Raw genomic sequence first — 19,854 nt, forward strand, 5'->3', positions numbered from 1 at the left:
CGGGTCGTCTTTTTTCTTGGCCGGTTGTGTGGCCTTCGCGGGCAGAGCCCCGCTCCCACAACCTTATGGCGTGCGCCGCTTTGTGGGAGCGGGACTCTGCCCGCGAAGACGTCGGCACTGCCACCCGTAACCCACCGGCTCCCACACCCGAACGTTATTCAGGTACAATTCCCGGCTATTTTTCGTTGGGCGTCCGGCCCGCAGCCTTTTTGAGTGTTGACCCGTGAGTGATTTGAGTCATATCCGCAATTTCTCCATCATCGCCCACATCGATCACGGCAAGTCGACCCTCGCCGATCGGTTCATCCAGATGTGCGGTGGCCTGGCCGACCGGGAAATGGAGGCCCAGGTCCTGGACTCCATGGACCTGGAGCGTGAGCGCGGGATCACCATCAAGGCGCACAGCGTCACCCTGCACTACAAGGCGCAGGACGGCAAAACCTACCAGCTGAACTTCATCGACACCCCAGGCCACGTCGACTTCACCTACGAAGTCAGCCGCTCGCTGGCGGCCTGCGAAGGCGCGCTGCTGGTGGTCGATGCCGGGCAGGGCGTCGAAGCCCAGTCCGTGGCCAATTGCTACACGGCCATCGAACAGGGCCTGGAAGTGATGCCGGTGCTGAACAAGATGGACTTGCCCCAGGCCGACCCAGACAAGGTCAAGGACGAGATCGAGAAGATCATCGGCATCGACGCCACCGACGCCGTGGCGTGCAGCGCCAAGAGCGGCATGGGCGTGATCGACGTGCTCGAACGCCTGGTGCATACCATCCCGGCGCCTACCGGTGACATCGATGCGCCGCTGCAGGCGCTGATCATCGACTCCTGGTTCGACAACTACCTGGGCGTCGTCTCGCTGGTGCGCGTGCGCCATGGCCGGGTCAAGAAGGGCGACAAGATTCTGGTCAAGTCCACCGGCAAGGTGCACCTGGTCGACAGCGTCGGCGTCTTCACCCCCAAGCACACGGCCACCGCTGACCTCAAGGCCGGCGAAGTGGGCTTCATCATCGGCAGCATCAAGGACATTCACGGTGCGCCGGTCGGCGACACCCTGACCTTGAGCAGCACCCCTGACGTGCCTGTGCTGCCCGGTTTCAAACGCATTCAGCCACAGGTCTACGCCGGCCTGTTCCCGGTCAGCTCGGAAGACTTCGAAGATTTCCGCGATGCCCTGCAGAAACTGACCCTCAACGATTCGTCGCTGCAGTACCTGCCCGAAAGCTCCGACGCCCTGGGCTTCGGCTTCCGCTGCGGGTTCCTGGGCATGCTGCACATGGAAATCATCCAGGAGCGCCTGGAGCGCGAGTACGACCTGGACCTGATCACCACGGCCCCGAGCGTGATCTTCGAAGTGGTCATGAAGACCGGCGAAACCATTTATGTCGACAACCCGTCGAAGCTTCCGGATGTTTCATCCGTCGAGGACTTCCGCGAGCCGATCGTATCGGCGACTATTCTTGTGCCTCAAGAGCACCTGGGCAACGTCATTACCCTGTGCATCGAGAAGCGCGGCGTGCAGCGCGACATGCAGTTCCTCGGCAGCCAGGTTCAGGTTCGCTACGACCTGCCGATGAACGAAGTGGTGCTGGACTTCTTCGACCGCCTGAAATCCACCAGCCGTGGCTATGCCTCGCTGGACTACCATTTCGAGCGTTACCAGTCGGCCAACCTGGTCAAGCTGGACGTGCTGATCAACGGCGACAAGGTCGATGCCCTGGCGCTGATCGTGCACCGCGACAACGCGGCCTACAAGGGTCGTGCTTTGACCGAGAAGATGAAGGAGCTGATCCCTCGGCAGATGTTCGATGTGGCAATCCAGGCCGCCATTGGCGGACAGATTATCGCCCGGACCACTGTCAAGGCGCTCAGAAAGAACGTACTGGCCAAGTGTTACGGCGGCGACGTGAGCCGTAAGCGCAAACTGTTGGAGAAACAGAAGGCCGGTAAGAAACGCATGAAGCAGGTCGGCAATGTGGAAATTCCACAGGAAGCCTTCCTTGCTGTGCTCAGGTTGGAATAATCGAGTCCTATGTCCCTAAATTTCCCGCTGTTGTTGGTTATCGCCGTAGCCGTTTGCGGTCTGCTGGCCTTGCTTGATCTGGTCTTCCTGGCGCCACGGCGACGGGCTGCGATCGCCAACTACGAGGGCAGCGTCAGCCAGCCCGAGCCGTCGGTGGTCGAACGCCTGGACAAGGAACCGCTGCTGGTGGAGTACGGCAAGTCGTTCTTCCCGGTGCTGTTCATCGTGCTGGTGTTGCGTTCGTTTCTGGTGGAGCCGTTCCAGATCCCGTCGGGTTCGATGATCCCGACCCTGGAAGTGGGTGATTTCATCCTCGTCAACAAGTTCTCCTACGGCATTCGCCTGCCGGTACTGGACAAGAAGGTCATCGAGGTCAACGATCCCAAGCGTGGCGACGTCATGGTGTTCCGCTACCCCAGCGACCCCAACGTCAACTACATCAAGCGCGTGATTGGCTTGCCGGGCGACAGGATTCGCTACACTTCGGACAAGCAGCTGTACGTCAACGGCGAGTTGATCGCCCGCCAGCTGGTCGGCAGCGAGCCGGGCAGTCTGGGCAGCGCCGAGCTGTACAAGGAAAAGCTGGGCGAGGTCGAACACGTGATCCGTCAGGAAATGTCGCGCTACCGTGCGCCGCCCGACAGCCAGTGGACGGTGCCCGCCGGGCACTACTTCATGATGGGTGACAACCGCGACAACTCCAACGACAGCCGCTACTGGGATGACCCGTCGATTCCCAAGGAGCTGCTGGGCATGGTCCCCGACCAGAACATCGTCGGCAAGGCCTTCGCCATCTGGATGAGCTGGCCTGAACCCAAGCTCAGCCACTTGCCCAACTTCTCCCGAGTCGGGCTGATCAAGTAGCGCTGCCGGCGCCGTCCATGGACGGCGCCGAATGTTTTCCGAGGTGTCCGGCATGAACGCAGTGAAGTCTCAGCAAGGCATGTCCATCGTCGGCTGGTTGCTGACCCTGGCGGTGGTGGCGTTCGTGGCGAGCACGGCTTTCAAGCTGGTGCCGCACTACATGGATAACCGGACCCTCTCCCAAGCCATCGAATCGATCGGCGCCGACAAGTCCGCCCGAGTCGATACGGTGGGTGAATTCTATGGCCACGTCAGCCGGGCCATGCAGGTCAACAATATTCAGGATCTGGATTTGAACAAGGTTTTGAGCGTCACCGATGCGGGCAATGTGTTTCAGGCCCACCTCAAGTATGAAAAGCGTGAGCCACTGATCCAGAATCTGGACATGGTAGTGAAGTTCGATCGTCAGTTCAGCGTGGTCAAGCCGTGACCGCTTCCCTCGGCCGCCTCGAGCGCCAACTGGGCTACACCTTCAAGGACCAGGACCTGATGGTGCTGGCATTGACTCACCGCAGCTTCGCCGGGCGCAACAACGAGCGTCTCGAGTTTCTGGGCGATGCGATCCTCAATTTCGTGGCGGGCGAAGCGCTGTTCGAGCGTTTTCCGCAAGCCCGTGAAGGGCAGCTTTCACGTCTGCGGGCGCGCCTGGTCAAGGGCGAGACCCTGGCCATTCTGGCCCGCGGCTTCGATCTGGGCGACTACCTGCGCCTGGGCTCGGGCGAACTGAAGAGTGGCGGTTTCCGCCGTGAATCGATCCTGGCCGATGCGCTGGAAGCCCTGATCGGCGCCATCTACCTGGACGCCGGCATGGAGGCAGCGCGCGATCGTGTGCTGGCCTGGCTGGAAGGTCAGTTCGAAGGGCTGACCCTGGTCGATACCAACAAAGATCCCAAGACCCGCCTGCAGGAGTTCCTCCAGTCGCGCGGTGCTGAACTGCCGCGCTATGAAGTGGTGGATATCCAGGGCGACCCGCACTGCCGACAGTTTTTCGTCGAGTGTGAAGTCGTCCTTCTGAATGAGAAAAGCCGGGGCCAGGGCGTCAGCCGTCGCATCGCCGAACAGGTGGCCGCCGCGTCTGCCCTGATCGCCCTGGGCGTGGAGAATGGCAATGACTGATGCACCCGTTACCCGTTGTGGCTATGTAGCCATCGTTGGCCGCCCGAATGTCGGCAAGTCGACGCTGCTCAACCACATCCTGGGGCAGAAGCTGGCGATCACGTCGCGCAAGCCGCAGACCACCCGCCACAACATGCTGGGCATCAAGACCGAAGGCGAGATCCAGGCGGTCTACGTGGATACCCCGGGCATGCACAAGGGCAACGAGAAAGCCCTGAACCGCTACATGAACAAGACCGCGTCGGCGGCGTTGAAAGACGTCGATGTAGTGATCTTCGTAGTCGACCGCACCAAGTGGACCGACGAAGACCAGCTGGTTCTCGAACGCGTGCAGTACGTGCAGGGGCCGGTGATCCTGGCGATCAACAAGACCGATCGCATCGAGGACAAGGCTGACCTGATGCCGCATCTGACCTGGCTGCAGGAGCAGTTGCCGAACGCCGAGATCGTGCCAATCTCCGCGCAGCAGGGGCATAACCTGGACGCGTTGGAAAAGGTCATTGCCGGGCACTTGCCCGAGAACGAGCATTTCTTCCCGGAAGACCAGATCACCGACCGCAGCAGCCGCTTCCTGGCCGCCGAACTGGTGCGTGAGAAGATCATGCGCCAGCTGGGTGCCGAGCTGCCGTACCAGATCACCGTGGAAATCGAAGAATTCAAGCAGCAGGGCAAGACCCTGCACATCCATGCCTTGATCCTGGTCGAGCGCGATGGTCAGAAGAAGATCATCATTGGCGACAAGGGCGAGCGCATCAAGCGTATCGGCATGGAGGCCCGCAAGGACATGGAGGTGCTGTTCGACTCCAAGGTCATGCTCAATCTGTGGGTGAAAGTGAAGGGCGGCTGGTCCGATGACGAGCGCGCGCTGCGTTCGCTGGGGTATAACGACCAGTAATCCACAGCCTGGCCTCGCGTTGGCTTTTTCGCGGCCACTGACCGCTCCCACGGGGAAGCACATCGCCGGGCGTGCTCGATCTCTGTGGGAGCGGGCTTGCGCGTAAGGCGGCGAAGAGGCCCGCCCAGACACCCGCCAACCCCGAGTCGCCCACATGTCGACCACCCCAACGCCACAACCCGCCTACGTCCTGCACTCGCGTGCCTATCGCGAAACCAGCGCCTTGGTCGACTTTCTCACCCCCCAGGGCCGCCTGCGGGCCGTGCTGCGCAACGCGCGTGGCAAGGCCGGCACCCTGGCGCGGCCCTTCGTACCGCTGGAAGTCGAGTTTCGCGGCAAAGGCGAACTCAAGAACGTCTCTCGCATGGAATCCGCCGGCGTGGCGGTATGGATGCTCGGTGACGCGCTGTTCAGCGGCCTGTACCTCAACGAGTTGATCATTCGCCTGTTGCCCAGCGAAGACCCTCATCCTCAGGTGTTCGAACACTACGCCGCGACCCTCCAGGCGCTCGGTGCCGGGCGTGCTCTGGAGCCTCTGCTGCGCTCCTTCGAATGGCGCCTGCTGGACCAGCTCGGCTATGGCTTCGCCCTGGACATGGACGTCAACGGTGACCCGGTGGCAACCGACGGCTTGTACCGCCTGTTGGTGGATGCCGGCCTGGAGCGAGTCGAGCTGCTGCAACCCGGACTGTTTCAGGGCGCCGAATTGCTCGCCATGGCCCAGGCCAGTTGGGAAACGCCAGGCGCGCTGGCCGCAGCCAAGCGCCTGATGCGCCAGGCCCTGGCCGTGCACCTGGGCGGTCGTCCGCTGGTCAGCCGCGAGTTGTTTCGCAAGCCCTGACCAACACGTATGCTGTGCCCTGGATTTTTCGGAGAGTTCTCGTGGATACCTGTAACCGCATTCTGTTGGGCGTCAACATCGATCACGTGGCGACCTTGCGCCAGGCCCGTGGCACGCGCTATCCCGACCCGGTCAAGGCCGCGCTTGACGCCGAGGAAGCGGGCGCCGACGGCATCACCGTGCACCTGCGCGAAGACCGCCGGCACATCCAGCCGCGCGATGTGCTGCTGCTCAAGGACGTGTTGCAGACCCGTATGAACTTCGAAATGGGCGTGACCGAGGCCATGCTGACCTTCGCCGAGCAGATCCGCCCGGCTCATGTGTGCCTGGTGCCCGAAACCCGCGAAGAGCTGACCACCGAAGGTGGTCTGGACGTCGCCGGACAGGAAGCCAAGATCAAGGCCGCGGTCGAGCGCCTGAGCAAGTTGGGCTGCGAAGTGTCGCTGTTCATCGATGCCGATGAGCGCCAGATCGAAGCCTCGAAGCGCATCGGCGCGCCGGCGATCGAGCTGCACACCGGCCGCTACGCCGATGCCCAGACCCCGAGCGAAGTGGCCGCTGAGCTGCAGCGCATCGTCGACGGCGTCGGCTTCGGCCTGGGGCAGGGCTTGATCGTCAATGCCGGCCACGGCCTGCACTATCACAACGTCGAGCCGATCGCGGCGATTCGCGGCGTGAACGAGTTGAACATCGGTCACGCGTTGGTGGCCCATGCGTTGTTCGTCGGGTTCAAAGCGGCGGTGGCGGAGATGAAGGCGCTGATTCAGGCGGCGAGCAGGGTCTAATCATCTGCAGGTTGCAGATAGCTTTCCACAAGGTTCACCCAGCAAGCGGCGCCGATGGGGATGACCGCGTCATTGAAGTCGTAACGATCGTTGTGAACCGAACAGCCGTTGAACGAACCGGTGCCATTACCCAGCACGAAGTAGCAGCCTGGACGCTCGTTGAGCATCCAGGCGAAGTCCTCGCTGCCCATCAGCCGCACCGGCATGCGCTCCAGCACGTTGTCCGCCCCCAGCACCGAGCACGCTGCCGCGTGCAGCCGCTGTGTCTCGGCAGGCGTATTGACCAGCACCGGCGCTAACAGCGTGTACTCGATGGTCGCTTGGATCCCGAAACTGGCAGCTTGCCCGTGGACGATTTCGCGGATTCGCCTCTCGACCCTGTCCCGCACGGTGGGATCGGCCGTGCGGACGCTCAGCATCAGGGTGGCCGTCTCCGGAATGATGTTGTAAACGGTCCCTGCGTTGACCTTGCCGACGCTCAGCACTGCAGCATCGCTGGCGGAAAGGTTGCGCGAAATGACCGTCTGCAACGCCGTGATGATGCCAGCCAGGGCAGGAATCGGGTCGATGGCACGTTCGGGCATGGCGCCATGCCCGCCGCGCCCGACCAATGTGATCAGTACCTGCTCGGATGACGCCATGAATTCGCCTTGCTGAACCACGGCCTGACCCACCGGCAAGCCGGGCATGTTGTGCAGGGCATACACTGCATCGCAGGGGAACCGATCGAACAGGCCCGCTTCAATCATCGAGCGGGCGCCGGTCAGGCCCTCTTCGTCAGGCTGGAAGATGACATGCAGGGTGCCTGCAAACTGCCCGCGCCATGCCAGGTGCTCAGCGGCTGCCAACAACGTCGCGGTATGGCCATCATGACCGCAGGCGTGCATGCGACCGGGGTGCTGGCTGGCCCAGGGCAATCCGGTGTTCTCGGTAATGGGCAGTGCGTCCATGTCGGCGCGGATTCCCAGGCTGCGTCCCGCACTGCCACGTCTGAGCACGCCTACCACGCCCTGACCTACATCTTTATGCACCTCATAGCCCCAAGCGCGTAACCGGTCGGCCACCAATGTGGCCGTATGGCGTGTTTCCGTGCCCAGTTCCGGGTGCCGGTGGATTTCTCGGCGCAGTTCGGCGAAGCGGGTCGCGCTGTTTTTCAACTCTGGGTGGATCTTGGCATTGCTCATAAGCCTCTCCTTTCAATTCTCGCTCAGTCTCGGCCGGGGTGTTCTGGCAACCAGCGCAAGACGCACAGGGCCAAGGTGCCCGCGGCGGACAGATACAGCGCAGGCGTCAGTGGGTTGCCAGTGATGCCGATGAGCCATGTCACCAGCAGGGGGGAAAAGCCACCGAACAGGGTCACGCCGAAGCTGTACATGATGGAGAGCCCAGTGACCCGCTGGTCTCTGGGGAAGGCTTCCATCAGCATGGCCATGCTCGGAGCCAGGCCTATGGCCAGCGGTAGAATCAGCAGGGTGATGGCCAGGACGCACAGCAGCGTGTTTTCCTGACTCAGCAGGATGAAGGATGGATACACGGTCAATACGGCCAGGGTTGTGACGGCATAGAGCAATGGCTTGCGACGCGTGAAACGGTCGGCGTAATGGCCGGCGATGGGAGTGATGACCGCCAATAGGGCGCTGGCCAGGGCAACCAGGGCAAATCCGAAGCTCTGCGGCCGCCCCAGGGTTTGTGTCAGGTAGGTAGGCATGTAGTAGACCACCATGTACATCGTCACGGTGGGCGCCGCCATCCAGCCCATGCCCATGGCCAGGGTGCGGCCATGGGCACGCAGTAGCTGCGCCAGGGAGTTGGCCGTGGCCGTGGCCGTGTGCGTTTCGTTCAGGTGCTGGCGGATGTACCAACCCACCGGACCGATCAGCAGGCCGATCACGAACGGCACTCGCCACCCCCAACTGAGCAGTGATTCGTGGCTCAGGCTGCTGGTCAGAAGCAAACCCGTGCCCGCACCCAATAATGCTGCGGCGCCTTGACTGGCGCCCTGCCAACTGACCATGAAGCAGCGGTTGTCGGTGCGTCCCGACTCCATGAGAAAGGCCGACGCACAGCCCACCTCGCCACCCACCGACAGCCCTTGCAACAGCCTGGCGATCACCAACAGGACACTGGCGCTGATACCGATGCTGGCGTAGGTCGGGGTGAACGCGATGATGCCGGTGCCCAGTGTCATCAACGCGATGGTCAGCGACAGTGCGGCCTTGCGTCCGCGACGATCGGCGACCCGTCCGATCAGCAGCGCGCCCAAGGGTCGCATGACGAAACCGACCGCAAACGTGGCCAGCGACATCAACAACGATGCCACGGCCGAACCGCTGGGGAAGAAGAGCTGGCCGATGATGACCGCGAAGAAGCTGTAGACGGTGAAATCATAGATCTCCAGGCCATTGCCCAGGGATGACGCAAAAATCACCCGTCGCATCTGCGCTGAGGCCGGCCGCCGGACGGCATGGCCGGGAAGAGCAGGCGAGTCGCTGGCAGAAGTGCTGTTCATGGTGAATGCCTGTACCGGGAGTCGAATTGCCGGCAAGTGTCGAGCACAGCTTCGCCCAGCGCACATCACTTTTATTCAAGGGGTTAAGCGTTGGTTAGGGTAGGTGTAGCAGGTAGCGATCCGGCTCTGGCCATTAAGGTTGAATGACTGCGGAATCCCTCAGATGAAGGGCAGCAGAAGTGCAGTCTGGTAACTGGTCCTTCGAGGATCAGCCTGTAATGAGCGCAGGTTCGTAGACTTTTTGTCGATAATCGACGTGGTTCGCGGATCAAATCAGCGGGTGTCTGAAATCGCAAGGGCTTGAGAAAGCCGCAAGGATAAACTGCGTTTCACTCTGTCTGGATGGCTCATAGAGCGTTCGACGTCGAGTGCTCTTCCGCGAAACCGCTTTGCAACTGGTTGAACAACAGTCCTGCCGCCCGGGTCAGGTAGCTTCGGTTAACGCAGACGATGTTGACGGAGTAGTCGGGCACCGATTCCTCGAGTTCGACAGGGTGCAGATGCCTGACCATGTCACCTAGACCTACCAGACCAGGCCCCAATGCTCCCTGGCTTGCCACCATGACCGAATCGCTGTTGAGCAGCATCTTGATCGCCAGGTTCATGGCCGTGCATTCGAACACCCGGCGCGGCCTTCCAAGAGCACTGCTGGCGAACAGTTGGTTGAACTGGGATTGGGCGTCGGTGATGGCATCGACACTGATCCACTGCGCTTCCTGGAACAAGCGCAAGGAACGAACATATTGCAGCGGGTGGCCCTTGCGCACGGTCACCACCCCGGGGATCCGACACAGTGGCTGCCAGTCCAGACCCACGGCGTGGCTGGGTATCTGAGAGGTCAGGGCGAAATCCAGCAGGCCGTCGCGCAGATGCTGCAACAATTGCGCAGGGCGCATTTCCAGGACCTTCAGCGTGGCGTTCGGATAGGTTTGCTGGAAATGCAGGAGGGTCTGTTGCAGAGGCGGCAGCAGCGCCGTGACAGGCGTCACCCCAAGCGTGACTTCGCTCACGGTCAGGCCTTTCATGTCTTCGATTTCCTGGCGCGCCCGCCGTACGCTTTCCAGCGCCTGGCGTGCATGACCGAGCATGCGCTGACCATGCTCGGTCAGACTCATCCCTTTGTTGGAACGAACCAGAAGCGTCACTCCCAGCTGGCTTTCGAGCTCTTTCATCGACCGGCTCAACGCTGACTGCGTCAGGTGAAGCACCTGCGAGGCGTCTTGCAGGCTGCCGGTTTCATGAATACAGACGAGCGCGCGCAGTTGATGCAATTTCATGGTGTGTCGATCTCCCTGACCTACGGAGATGATCAACCGCGCAATCGAAGGAAATCAAGGCGCAAACGGCAACCCACGCTTGTGGCGGGTCTGGTCGTACGCCTTGACGATGATCGCATAGGCTTCGTCGCCCACGGGCTCGCCGTGCAGGAACGCGTCGATCTGCTTGTAGCTGACGCCATGGGCGTCTTCGTCCGGCTTGCCGGGGCGCAGCTCTTCCAGGTCGGCGGTTGGCACCGTCATCACCAGGTTATCCGGCGCGCTCAGGCGGCGGGCGATGGCGCGAACCTGGTTCTTCACCAGACCGCTCAGGGGCGTCAGGTCGCAGGCGCCGTCACCGAATTTGGTGAAGAAGCCCTTTGCGTTCCTCCCCCCTAAATAGTGCCCAATACACCGTAGTGGGAGGGTGAGCCACCGATGCTGACGCTGTGCACAATCTGCATTTGCCCAATGTGAAGGATGCTGATAGCTCAACTCGTCGACGTCATCAAAAATTTGCTCGAGGGAGCTCATCGTGGATAGGGCATAATGTCCACGTTCGCAAAATGCGCGCGCCTATAGCCAGCCTGACTTATGCACGATGACCTGTAATTGCTAGCGGTAAGCCGATGGCCCTCGCTCACAATGAATAAATGAGTAGATGCCTCATTGAGCGCCGATGTCAGGACAGCGTCGCATCTTGCCGATCTCGATCTAGGCATATCTGGAGGAACCATGGAGCAACGTTTGAGAGTGGTAATGGCCCAGCTGAACATCCGGGTTGGGGATGTGTTCGGCAACGTTGAGAAGGTGATCGAAGCAGCTCACAAGGCTCGTGACGACCTTAAGGCCCAAGTCATTGTTTTTCCTGAGCTGACCCTCTGTGGTTATCCCCCTGAGGATCTGCTTCTTCGCTCTAGCATGCAGAGCAGAATCGAAAAGGCGTTGCAGCAAATCAAGGATGCTGTCCAAGGCATCGTGACTGTGATTGGCTTTCCGTGGGTAGAGAATGAAGCGCGCTTTAACACCTGTGCCGTAATCTCCGACGGGAAGGAACTCTCACGTTACTACAAACAGCGTCTGCCGAATTATCGTGTTTTCGACGAGAAGCGTTATTTTGAGTCTGGCAGCGGCCCTTGCGTAATAAACCTATTCGGCGTGCAGGTCGGTATCACCATCTGCGAGGATATCTGGTTCTCCGAGCCTCTCAAGCAGGCTTGTGATGCTGGTGCTCAGATCATGCTGACCCTGAATGCTTCTCCGTTCCATCGTGGAAAGCAGGCTGAGCGCGAACAGTTGCTGGCGAAACGTGCCAGCGAATGCTCCATACCGATGGTATACGTCAATCAAGTTGGTGGCCAAGACGAGCTGGTATTTGACGGAAATAGTTTTGTGGTGGACGGGGACGGTAAGGTTACTCAGCGTGGCCCCGCTTTCGAAGAAGGACTCTTTGTCTCGGAGTTTGAGATTAAGGAAGGTGCCTTGATGCCGATTCCGGCTCAAACCAATGAGCTTCTAAGCCTAGAGGCGAGCGTCTACCAGGCACTCGTTGCCGGCGTTAAGGACTATGTGCGGCGCAATGGATTTGAAGGTGTTGTTCTAGGTCTTTCGGGCGGTATCGACTCGGCGCTGGTGCTCGCTGTTGCTGTTGATGCGCTGGGCGCCGAAAACGTCGAGGCCGTGATGATGCCTTACCACTACACGGCCCAGATGAGTCAGGACGATGCGAAAGAGGAAGCCGACATTCTGGGTGTGAAGTACAGCGTACTGCCCATTGCGTCGATGGTCGAAGCCTTCCTATCTACGCTAGCGCCAATGTTTGAAGGTTTGGGTAAGGACACTACCGAGGAAAACCTACAGGCGCGGTGTCGCGGCACTATGTTGATGGCGATCTCTAACAAGAAGCGTTATCTCGTCCTGACCACTGGCAACAAAAGTGAGATGGCTGTCGGTTACGCGACCTTGTACGGTGATATGGCTGGTGGCTACGACGTCCTCAAGGATGTGCCGAAGACGCTGGTATTTCGCCTGTGCGAATATCGCAACACCCTAAGCTACGTTATTCCGCAAAGCGTCATTGATCGTCCGCCCTCTGCTGAGCTAGCTCCTGATCAGAAAGATGAAGATTCCCTGCCTCCATACCCAATCTTGGATGAGATCCTTCGGCTATACATTGAGCAGGACTTGTCCGCCGATGCGATCACCGCGAAGGGGTTTGATCAGGTGGTTGTACGGAAGGTAATTCGCTTGGTCGACCTGAATGAGTATAAACGGCGCCAGGCGGCAGTTGGCCCGCGTGTGACCGAGCGCGGCTTTGGGCGTGACCGTCGCTACCCGATCACTTCTGGCTGGAGTATCGGAGACTGATGCCTTAATCAGCTGGCGAATGCACTACGGGCGCTTTGCGCCCCTTTTTCTGTGTCTAATCAGGATCTGTTAAAGGTTGAAAATTTTCTCGACCTTAACCGTGAGCCCTGAGCTCGTGTTGTGCGTGACGTCACGCTTTGAACAAGTCGTCCAGCGGTGCATGAGTAGCGCCCGTCGCTGCCGCCGCCCTGACCTTCCGCTCAATCACCTCAGCGATGGCTATCCGTCTTCCCAGAGCCTTATCGATGTCCTCGCCGGACATGCAGACCACTTTACGACCTCTACCGAACGCTTGGAGTCCTTCCTGAGTGGACCCGCGATAGCTGATGAACAGGCCACGCGCCCAAGCAGCCTTCTGATCAACCTTGCCGTGAAACGTGTGGAGCTCAGCAACACCTCTAGGGTCTTTAACCCATTTGGCCTCTACCAGGTACGTCTCGTTTCCCAGCTGAAAGCTTCCATTGATCTGCTCTCCGACGAGGCTAAATGGCGTACGGGCCTGCAATCTGGAAGAGTCGAACAAATCTTTGAGGAAGCTTTCAAACTCGTAGCCGCGTTTCTGAGGTGACTGATCGCGTAGTTCATACAATCGCTTTTTCAGCGCATCACAGACTTGGCCATGGTCAACAACTGGCGCCGCAGCGAAGGGGTTCTGTACGACCTCAGAAGCCAGCCCAGGCGCTCTGATCGACTCGAGCAGTGACAGAAACCGCCCTTCGGCGTTGCTGATCGTCTCCTCGGCTTTGGTTTCTTCTCGAATGGTTTGTCTGTGCCTCCATAAGGCTTCGAGCACGCGGCAGACGGTTGGGGTATCTGCGCTTTGGAGTAGGCATCTGATCCGCCTAGCCTTTGAGGTGCCTTCAGCAGAAAACATCTCATGATCAATGTCGATCTCTAGCTCTTCTGAGAAGAAATTAGACATGGTGCGGTTGGAGAAATCTAAGACGTACCCGCCGCTCATGCCGAAGACCGAATCAAGAAAGCGCATATCAGTGGATTTAAAGTTCGCCACGTCTGGCCTCATTTCCTTAATCACTCGACTCAAGAGAGCGGCCGAGCATTGCAGGGACATAGACTTCGAAAAGCTTCAGAGATGTGCCAAATCGATCAACACACCCCAATCATCGCACTCAAAATACTTAAGAATCAATAAGCTCTTGCTCAATTATACAACCGATCAACCACACCAAAGACGCCGGAGTTATCCACAACATGAGGACGACCGTTAGTGTCGAAATTGTTTGGTAGTTTCCAGATAAACCCGCTTGTGAAGTGACAGATGGATAGATTGTCGCGGCGAAAATAATCAGCGCCAAAATTATATCAAAAAAAACAATTGCAAACGCATTTCCGTGCTCTCTCAGATGACGGTATGAATCAACCATTCCGCCCGTTGCAGCCGACCTTTTCGTCGAGAGATCCTTATAGAACTCAAATAGAGTTGATCGGCGAGATTGGCATTTATAAATTATAGTTAACTGCCCCAGTATGATGGTGCTTGCTATGAATATCACCATGGCAAACCAAAGTTTTAACTGTATATCCAGCGAGCTTAATACCATGAATAATATTGCTGGAACTGCGGAAATCGCCAGGCAGACTGCTATTGATAAACCGCCCCCTCTGAGAAATCTGGCAGGTGATTTAGGTATCATAAATCGCCCTGTATGGAATACTAGAATCGGAGCGCTTGCGAGATAGGAGTACACTAGGCCGATGCCAAGGAATATACCAACTTGAATTATATCTACGGGCTCTCCTTCCTTGACAAAAATTAGGCTTGCCAGCGCTTGATTTTGCTTAACAAGAAAAAACAGAGTCAAAGCTCCCAAGACCGCTCCCACACTATATCTAAGCGCGTAGAATTCCCAAAAACGGGACGTATCATTATCATTTTGTGTCATTTTTTTCCTTAGCGATCACTGCATATATATTTATACAATCATCAACGATAAAATTTAAACCTCTTTTAGCTGACGTACCCGTCCTACTACGATCAACCATCCATAAATTCATCCAGTGAATCGATCAGCTTGGCGAGCTCGGTGAGGTTGGCGGCTTTCACAATGTCGTATTCCCCGAGGCTGCTAAGCCGATAAATACGCTGGGCCCTTTTGACCCGCTCAAGTAGGGGCACGACTATCCCTGAAGCTCTCTCGAGAAACTCTTTGATGTCCGCTCGGGTTTGAGGGATTTTGTAGCCCTTGGCGGAGCTGGTGATAATTACGTCAGCATCCCGAAGCTTGGCAACGCCACTGGAACGAATCTTCTGGTCGGTAAGCTCCCCGAATCCCCTGTCTTGTAGATGTTCAATGATCTCGGCGGTGGGCACATAGTCCTTGGTGACGAACTTGCTCTGAAATCGCAAAAAATCCAGGATGCATAATTGCAGGCGCCCATCCTCATCAGGATGCCGGCCTAGCCGCTCGCTGAAACGCTCGGCTTGGCGGAGTGCCTCCTCGTGCACCTGGTGGTCGGCATACCCCGATTCGTCCAAGGGTGGCGGCAGCAAATCTTGGTATTTTGGAGGCCACTCAATAAGGTCAAGAGTTAGCTCCCGGAGGATGGCCTTGTAGGCTCGCACCACTTCCCCAGAAGCTTTGCCCTCATAAATCTGCGCAACCGTACCGGCGAAGAAGTCCGCCACTTGGATCAGGACGTCATCCTTACTCGACTTCGTACGAAAAGCTTCAGCGTCGCCGAATAGATCGTCAACGAAGCGATCTTCAACGTAACTCTTAAGGCTCTGCTGAAATTCTTGGCCGCCATGCTCATCGACGATCATCCGAAGGTTTCGGAAACTGCCGAACAAACGGTCGTACAGCATTCCGTTGGTGAATTTAACGAAGGAGGTTTTGAACCGAAGGCCGCCGTCCAAGTGGATTCTAGATTTGTCGACGACGGTGAAATAAAGCTTGAGCGGTAGCTCAGCCAGCTCACCGAGAATCCGAGCACGGCGATCCGAGTTCTTGGCCTTGAGGGTGCTGGATTTGATTTCGCCGGTTTGAAAGTGGCGCTTACGTAATGCCTCCGCTTGCCCATACGCTGCTTCTAGATCTTTCTCAGCTACGAGGATGGAACAGACGACGAAAAATCCCGAGCTCCCCTTTTTCGAAGTATCCAGGTCAGAGTTTCCTGACTCGTCTACAAAGGCATACGTTCTATCCAAATTAGTTGCTCCATCAACAGGACTCCGCTCAACGCGTAGGACTGTCCACCGGAAAGGTGATGGCCTCAATTGGTTGCGGTAGTCGTTCCTGGCGCAGGCCCTTCGCTGAACTTGTAATTGATGACCACGTCATTTCGGATCAGCACGTCGAGGGTCTTCTGGGTGCCTGTCGTAGTAACCTTCATGGTCACCACGTAGCTCTGAGCATGAGCGGAGCCGTTCGTGTACGTATAGACCCATTTCTCGTCAGTTTCACTCACAGCGCTCTTGGCGTATGGCTCACCGAACATCGACTTCAACTCAGTCGTAGTGGTTTTTCCTTTGGTGATGCTGGAGACATTGGCCGACGAGAAATCCCGGCCAGCGGTGAAATGAGAAGTGGCGCAGCCAGACAGCGCGATACACACGCCAATAGCCATAATAATCTTTTTCATATTCGTCCTTGAGCAAGCAAAGACAAGATACTAACCGGCGACAAGGCCAAAAGCCATCACGCACTCTGGAGGCTTCTGCAACGATCCCTAGACCATCATCGCGCTCGGCCATGGGAAGAGACGGACGCGATCCTATGATGGGTCTACATCCCGAGATCACTCTCAAGCCGAAAGGCCCTCAAGCATAGCGGCAGCTCCCGCACGGGCAATCGTCCTAGTAGGCCACCGGCAAGCTCGCCCGCGTGACGGCTGTACAGAGCACATGCCTCCGGTGGCGCCTCTCTGCCGGGCACTATGGCTCCGACTGGGGCCTGGGCGTTCCTTAGGATGATCACCACCTCATCGCCGACCATGTCGCTGGTGAGATATTCCACAGTGGGCCTTGCTGGAGCTCCTGCCTGGCGCCATAGGTCGACGACCACCTGATACAAATTTGATGGCCCAAGGTATCCAAGTGCAGTCTTCCAGAGGAGCGCTTCCTGCAAGATAGTCATGCGGCTTCTGGTCATGGATACAGAGTTGCCCAGGGGTGGCTCAAGATGGCGCGTATACCAGGCGAAAACACTGCGCGTTTTTTCATGCTCGACCTTACAGAACCGTTGATCTCAAAGAGCGTCTTGCTTCAGATAAGCGTGTACGGTCGACTTTGCCAACCCCAGTGCTTTCCCAATCTCTGCCAGCGAAGCCCCTTGCGATCTCATTCGCCGGGCGCTCGCTACATTCTCAGCAGAGTTTGCTTTGCGATCACGGCCAGTTGGCGGTCTCTTCGCCTCCAGCATTTCGTCAATACTTGAGTACGGTCCGCTCTGACCTAACGCCGAGAGCTGGCTGTCAATTCTTCGAATTGTTACTTGGCTCGGCTCTTCTTCAAGCACAGATGTTGCCAGAATGACCAGCAGCCCTACGTCTACGCCTAGCAACACAGCTATACGGTTCAGCACTTCCACGGTGACCTGAGTCCGTCCACCCTCGATCCTTCCTAGGTAGGAACGATCCACAGTGCTCAAGTCTTCTTGGGACAAGCCTTTGCTAATGCGCACCCCTCGGACGACCTGAGCGAGCGCTTTGTTTAATGACATTCGACATCCTCAACCAATCCGAGGATGTACACATATTGCAGCGTTCGGAAACACGGACTATAGTCCTCATCCGAACGGTAGGCGTACGCGAGAGACGTACTCGGCCACATAGGTGCCTACGGCTAGCCTAAGCGAGAGTAAAGCCCGCTGCCCAACACAGGTCGTTCGTGAGGCTTGTCATCCCGGAGATGGCGCATCCGCTCAGTCGCAGGTGGGGCTGAGCATAACGGCTTTGACAAAGGAATCGTATGAACGGCTCGATAAATGATGGGCTATTGGGCGAAGGCGCCGATCTGATGGGCTCGAGCTCAGCTTGAAGGAGGCCCTAATCGCCGCGAGGAAGCATTGCAAATGGATGCCGCTCTGCGTCGTCGAGGAGTGGTTCATCCTTGACGCCATCGTCACCGACGCCGAGCGAGCCAAAGTAGCCGCCGCAGGCTGCCAACCAATCTTCCTGTTTGCCCACAAAGTTGTGCACGACGAGCAGCGGCGTTTCGAACCAGGTCATTAGGTGCGCTCAAGCATGGGCACCGCTTTCAAAGAAGGCTACCTATTCGAAACACGCAACACGGTCTACGTGTTGCTAGGGCCGGGCCATCGCAAGTCTTCCTCCATCGAAGCGATATTTTCCATCTGCTCATGGTAATCAACTGATTAATTAATGGGCCGCGGTGTCGACCAAGCGCAATGAGGCAGCACATGTTCAGAACCCAAGACGCCGACCTCATCGGGATACCCGGAATGTTCGGTGAAGGCATTTCCCAATGGCACTCCGTGTCGCGGTTGCTTAAGACCCACTGGTACCACCTCACTGTTCGGGCCGAGGAGAATGGTCGGAGCACGGAGCTCGCATTCATGGTCGAGGGGGAGCAAAAACTCCAGCGCATGCTGGTGGCCCAAGACGAGCAGGCCTTTATCACTGATATCCAAGTGGTTACGCCGTCGTACATGAACTCCAAGGGTATTTGGAGTATGGAGCCGCTGGCGAAGGTCACTATTGGTGTGGACAAGGACGGGTTTGAAGCATGCCTTCTTGAAGTAGAAGATGGTGCGGTTTATCACAATTCGCATCGCCCAGGATTCCGCCCTGATTTGCTGACAAACCTCCGCCCGATTTACCTGGCGAGCATGATCAAAACAGCTTGAGGTATACCAAGATTTGCCAACTCAATCAGAAGCACTGATTCCATGGCGGATTCTTGGTTTAGCTCGATGACAAGGAAGCAAGAACGAATGAAAGCGGATACGGCGAACAACATTGATCTGAAGTTTTACAGCAGGCGCCACTCGGATTTCGACTTGCAGCGGTTGGTACGAGCTAAGGCACATAGCTTTTCAGAGCCTGTCACCGCGTACCTTTGTGGTGTCTTCATTAAAGCGCGTACTGGCGTCGGTGTCGTGTTCGATCATGTCCGGCGAGAGTCCAATGGGCTCTTTGAGGACGGTCATCTGATCCGAACCTCGGACGTAATTTCAGTCCAGAAAGACGGGCGGTTTTGGGTGATGACTACTGAGAACTCTCGGTATGTCATTGCGACGTTCCAGCGGGGTAACGGACGCTCAAGCCTCCGTAATTTTCTACGGCACTCGAAAGGGCAGCACCATCCATCTTCGTACCGACTGCAGTAGAGGCTCGGTCACTGAAGACGACGCATACCAGAAATCCGGAGACGACATGCCGAGCATGGTCATGAAAGCAGGCGAGGTGATCTGCATTGCGTCGGGCATTTATGAAGGGTGCGACAGGACAGGCCCATTCATCGTCGCACAAGACTTCGATCTCGAAGCATTCATCGACAAGGCCAAGGCCACTGTCGAAGAGCCATGGGAAATTTCTGGGCTTATGTATGAGATCCCTAGGATGCTCCTGGCACAGGTGCTAATTACGAAGATGCCCTGCCGTAGCATCTATCTCGGCGCTATCGGAGATTTTGAGCTCGGTGAAGAGAAAGAAGACTTCTGATGGTGCTCATCTTACGTCGATTGTTTGGAACACAAAAACCTCATGAATGCAGAGGTTGGTCAGGCCCACAGAGCCTGAAAGTCCGATCCCCCATGCCGATCCGCTGGTCGGAAACCCAGAAGTAGTGCGGGTGTTGGAGATGCTCGAGCGAGACATCCTGACCAACCCCGGGAAACTCAAGCCCATCAGTCACCCGCTGATCAACCGAATGGTTGAGCTAGCTGATGGTGTAGCTCTCGACCTTGATGCTTCGTTATCGCCCGAAGATGAATAGGATAGCCGAGTCACCTGCCTGGTTATGGCGGCTTCCACGGCCTAGAGAAATACAACCCTCATCTGACTTGTCGGATAAACTTGCTCATGAAAACAGCACTAGATTCGTCGTTGCGTCCTATCGAACCTACTGGCCAATCCCCAACGACTCCGGGCCATCGGCCAATCGTAACTGAGCCGGTTGGCTAGGATCTGTGATGGCGTAAAAGTAGAACTTGATGCTTGCTTAGCTCCAGACCACATTTGATAGACTAATTTCTCTCCGCATTAGGACACTGTCAGC

At 57.5% G+C, this 19,854-nt stretch carries 19 protein-coding genes and 1 pseudogene; 10 read left to right on the forward strand and 10 right to left on the reverse strand.

The annotated features are described in order from the left end of the window. Window positions 1-223 precede the first annotated feature (223 nt). The 7 genes from lepA to pdxJ all read left to right on the forward strand — a co-directional run bounded on the left by lepA (window position 224) and on the right by pdxJ (window position 6,521). Window positions 224-2,020, forward strand: coding sequence for a translation elongation factor 4 (lepA, locus tag QMX89_RS16435; RefSeq protein ID WP_049860724.1), 1,797 nt, complete (start codon window positions 224-226; stop codon window positions 2,018-2,020). A 9-nt stretch (window positions 2,021-2,029) separates the two neighbouring features. Then, window positions 2,030-2,884, forward strand: coding sequence for a signal peptidase I (gene lepB, locus QMX89_RS16440; RefSeq protein WP_049860725.1), 855 nt, complete (start codon window positions 2,030-2,032; stop codon window positions 2,882-2,884). A gap of 52 nt (window positions 2,885-2,936) precedes the next feature. Next, the gene (locus QMX89_RS16445) at window positions 2,937-3,314 is read left to right on the forward strand and encodes a DUF4845 domain-containing protein (protein WP_282349002.1); all 378 of its coding nucleotides are present in this window, start codon (window positions 2,937-2,939) and stop codon (window positions 3,312-3,314) included. Next, complete coding sequence (gene rnc / locus QMX89_RS16450; RefSeq protein WP_049860726.1) at window positions 3,311-4,000, forward strand: ribonuclease III; 690 nt, start codon at window positions 3,311-3,313, stop codon at window positions 3,998-4,000. Before QMX89_RS16445 ends, rnc begins: the two co-directional genes overlap by 4 nt. After that, the gene (era, locus tag QMX89_RS16455; protein ID WP_056845138.1) at window positions 3,993-4,895 is read left to right on the forward strand and encodes a GTPase Era; all 903 of its coding nucleotides are present in this window, start codon (window positions 3,993-3,995) and stop codon (window positions 4,893-4,895) included. Before rnc ends, era begins: the two co-directional genes overlap by 8 nt. 154 nt (window positions 4,896-5,049) lie before the next feature. Continuing rightward, on the forward strand, window positions 5,050-5,736 hold the full coding sequence (gene recO / locus QMX89_RS16460) for a DNA repair protein RecO (protein ID WP_049860728.1): 687 nt from the start codon (window positions 5,050-5,052) through the stop codon (window positions 5,734-5,736). Window positions 5,737-5,777: 41 nt separating this feature from the next. Continuing rightward, a complete protein-coding gene (gene pdxJ / locus QMX89_RS16465) occupies window positions 5,778-6,521 on the forward strand; it encodes a pyridoxine 5'-phosphate synthase (protein ID WP_282349003.1) in 744 nt (247 codons plus the stop codon). On the opposite strand, the gene QMX89_RS16470 is transcribed toward pdxJ, so the two are convergent. The 4 genes and pseudogenes from QMX89_RS16470 to nadE form a co-directional block, all read right to left on the reverse strand. Then, a complete protein-coding gene (locus QMX89_RS16470; RefSeq protein ID WP_282349004.1) occupies window positions 6,518-7,705 on the reverse strand; it encodes a M20 aminoacylase family protein in 1,188 nt (395 codons plus the stop codon). The genes pdxJ and QMX89_RS16470 overlap by 4 nt on opposite strands. Before the next feature lie 23 nt (window positions 7,706-7,728). Next, a complete protein-coding gene (locus QMX89_RS16475; protein WP_282349005.1) occupies window positions 7,729-9,030 on the reverse strand; it encodes an MFS transporter in 1,302 nt (433 codons plus the stop codon). A gap of 347 nt (window positions 9,031-9,377) precedes the next feature. Next, entirely contained in the window at window positions 9,378-10,307 is a 930-nt protein-coding gene (locus QMX89_RS16480; RefSeq protein WP_282349006.1) for a LysR family transcriptional regulator, read from the reverse strand. A gap of 54 nt (window positions 10,308-10,361) precedes the next feature. Then, window positions 10,362-10,664: pseudogene (nadE, locus tag QMX89_RS16485) on the reverse strand (NAD(+) synthase); the annotation flags it as partial. Between the two features lie 357 nt (window positions 10,665-11,021). Here nadE and QMX89_RS16490 point away from each other — a divergent pair. Then, window positions 11,022-12,653, forward strand: coding sequence for an NAD+ synthase (locus QMX89_RS16490; RefSeq protein WP_282349007.1), 1,632 nt, complete (start codon window positions 11,022-11,024; stop codon window positions 12,651-12,653). A gap of 130 nt (window positions 12,654-12,783) precedes the next feature. Here QMX89_RS16490 and QMX89_RS16495 read toward each other — a convergent pair whose 3' ends face one another. The 6 genes from QMX89_RS16495 to QMX89_RS16520 form a co-directional block, all read right to left on the reverse strand. After that, window positions 12,784-13,665: a restriction endonuclease gene (locus QMX89_RS16495; protein ID WP_282349008.1), complete on the reverse strand. Its 882-nt coding sequence runs from the start codon at window positions 13,663-13,665 to the stop codon at window positions 12,784-12,786. A gap of 127 nt (window positions 13,666-13,792) precedes the next feature. Further along, window positions 13,793-14,557, reverse strand: a complete 765-nt coding sequence (locus tag QMX89_RS16500; RefSeq protein WP_282349009.1) for a hypothetical protein — start codon at window positions 14,555-14,557, stop codon at window positions 13,793-13,795. A gap of 92 nt (window positions 14,558-14,649) precedes the next feature. Beyond that, window positions 14,650-15,822, reverse strand: coding sequence for a DUF3800 domain-containing protein (locus QMX89_RS16505; protein WP_282349010.1), 1,173 nt, complete (start codon window positions 15,820-15,822; stop codon window positions 14,650-14,652). Window positions 15,823-15,887: 65 nt separating this feature from the next. Further along, window positions 15,888-16,256 (reverse strand): hypothetical protein, encoded by a 369-nt coding sequence (locus QMX89_RS16510; protein WP_282349012.1) that lies wholly within the window; start codon window positions 16,254-16,256, stop codon window positions 15,888-15,890. 605 nt (window positions 16,257-16,861) lie between these two features. Beyond that, window positions 16,862-17,335, reverse strand: coding sequence for a helix-turn-helix domain-containing protein (locus QMX89_RS16515; RefSeq protein ID WP_282349013.1), 474 nt, complete (start codon window positions 17,333-17,335; stop codon window positions 16,862-16,864). A gap of 325 nt (window positions 17,336-17,660) precedes the next feature. Beyond that, on the reverse strand, window positions 17,661-17,843 hold the full coding sequence (locus tag QMX89_RS16520; protein WP_282349014.1) for a hypothetical protein: 183 nt from the start codon (window positions 17,841-17,843) through the stop codon (window positions 17,661-17,663). Window positions 17,844-18,034: 191 nt separating this feature from the next. Here QMX89_RS16520 and QMX89_RS16525 point away from each other — a divergent pair, with 191 nt between their 5' ends. Together QMX89_RS16525 and QMX89_RS16535 are read left to right on the forward strand one after the other, a co-directional pair. Further along, the gene (locus QMX89_RS16525; RefSeq protein WP_282349015.1) at window positions 18,035-18,481 is read left to right on the forward strand and encodes a hypothetical protein; all 447 of its coding nucleotides are present in this window, start codon (window positions 18,035-18,037) and stop codon (window positions 18,479-18,481) included. A 529-nt stretch (window positions 18,482-19,010) separates the two neighbouring features. Further along, window positions 19,011-19,298 (forward strand): hypothetical protein, encoded by a 288-nt coding sequence (locus QMX89_RS16535; protein WP_282349017.1) that lies wholly within the window; start codon window positions 19,011-19,013, stop codon window positions 19,296-19,298. The last annotated feature ends 556 nt before the right edge of the window (window positions 19,299-19,854 follow it).

This window comes from Pseudomonas sp. PS01301, assembly GCF_029960215.1.
Taxonomy (GTDB): domain Bacteria; phylum Pseudomonadota; class Gammaproteobacteria; order Pseudomonadales; family Pseudomonadaceae; genus Aquipseudomonas; species Aquipseudomonas coleopterorum.

Bases quoted from the DNA above. Each gene is read 5' to 3' on its own strand.
- lepB (WP_049860725.1), top strand. From the start codon at position 2,030: ATGTCCCTAAATTTCCCGCTGTTGTTGGTTATCGCCGTAGCCGTTTGC.
- QMX89_RS16445 (WP_282349002.1), top strand. From the start codon at position 2,937: ATGAACGCAGTGAAGTCTCAGCAAGGCATGTCCATCGTCGGCTGGTTG.
- era (WP_056845138.1), top strand. From the start codon at position 3,993: ATGACTGATGCACCCGTTACCCGTTGTGGCTATGTAGCCATCGTTGGC.
- recO (WP_049860728.1), top strand. From the start codon at position 5,050: ATGTCGACCACCCCAACGCCACAACCCGCCTACGTCCTGCACTCGCGT.
- QMX89_RS16470 (WP_282349004.1), bottom strand. From the start codon at position 7,705: ATGAGCAATGCCAAGATCCACCCAGAGTTGAAAAACAGCGCGACCCGC.
- QMX89_RS16475 (WP_282349005.1), bottom strand. From the start codon at position 9,030: ATGAACAGCACTTCTGCCAGCGACTCGCCTGCTCTTCCCGGCCATGCC.
- QMX89_RS16480 (WP_282349006.1), bottom strand. From the start codon at position 10,307: ATGAAATTGCATCAACTGCGCGCGCTCGTCTGTATTCATGAAACCGGC.
- QMX89_RS16490 (WP_282349007.1), top strand. From the start codon at position 11,022: ATGGAGCAACGTTTGAGAGTGGTAATGGCCCAGCTGAACATCCGGGTT.
- QMX89_RS16500 (WP_282349009.1), bottom strand. From the start codon at position 14,557: ATGACACAAAATGATAATGATACGTCCCGTTTTTGGGAATTCTACGCG.
- QMX89_RS16510 (WP_282349012.1), bottom strand. From the start codon at position 16,256: ATGAAAAAGATTATTATGGCTATTGGCGTGTGTATCGCGCTGTCTGGC.
- QMX89_RS16515 (WP_282349013.1), bottom strand. From the start codon at position 17,335: ATGTCATTAAACAAAGCGCTCGCTCAGGTCGTCCGAGGGGTGCGCATT.
- QMX89_RS16520 (WP_282349014.1), bottom strand. From the start codon at position 17,843: ATGACCTGGTTCGAAACGCCGCTGCTCGTCGTGCACAACTTTGTGGGC.
- QMX89_RS16525 (WP_282349015.1), top strand. From the start codon at position 18,035: ATGTTCAGAACCCAAGACGCCGACCTCATCGGGATACCCGGAATGTTC.
- QMX89_RS16535 (WP_282349017.1), top strand. From the start codon at position 19,011: ATGCCGAGCATGGTCATGAAAGCAGGCGAGGTGATCTGCATTGCGTCG.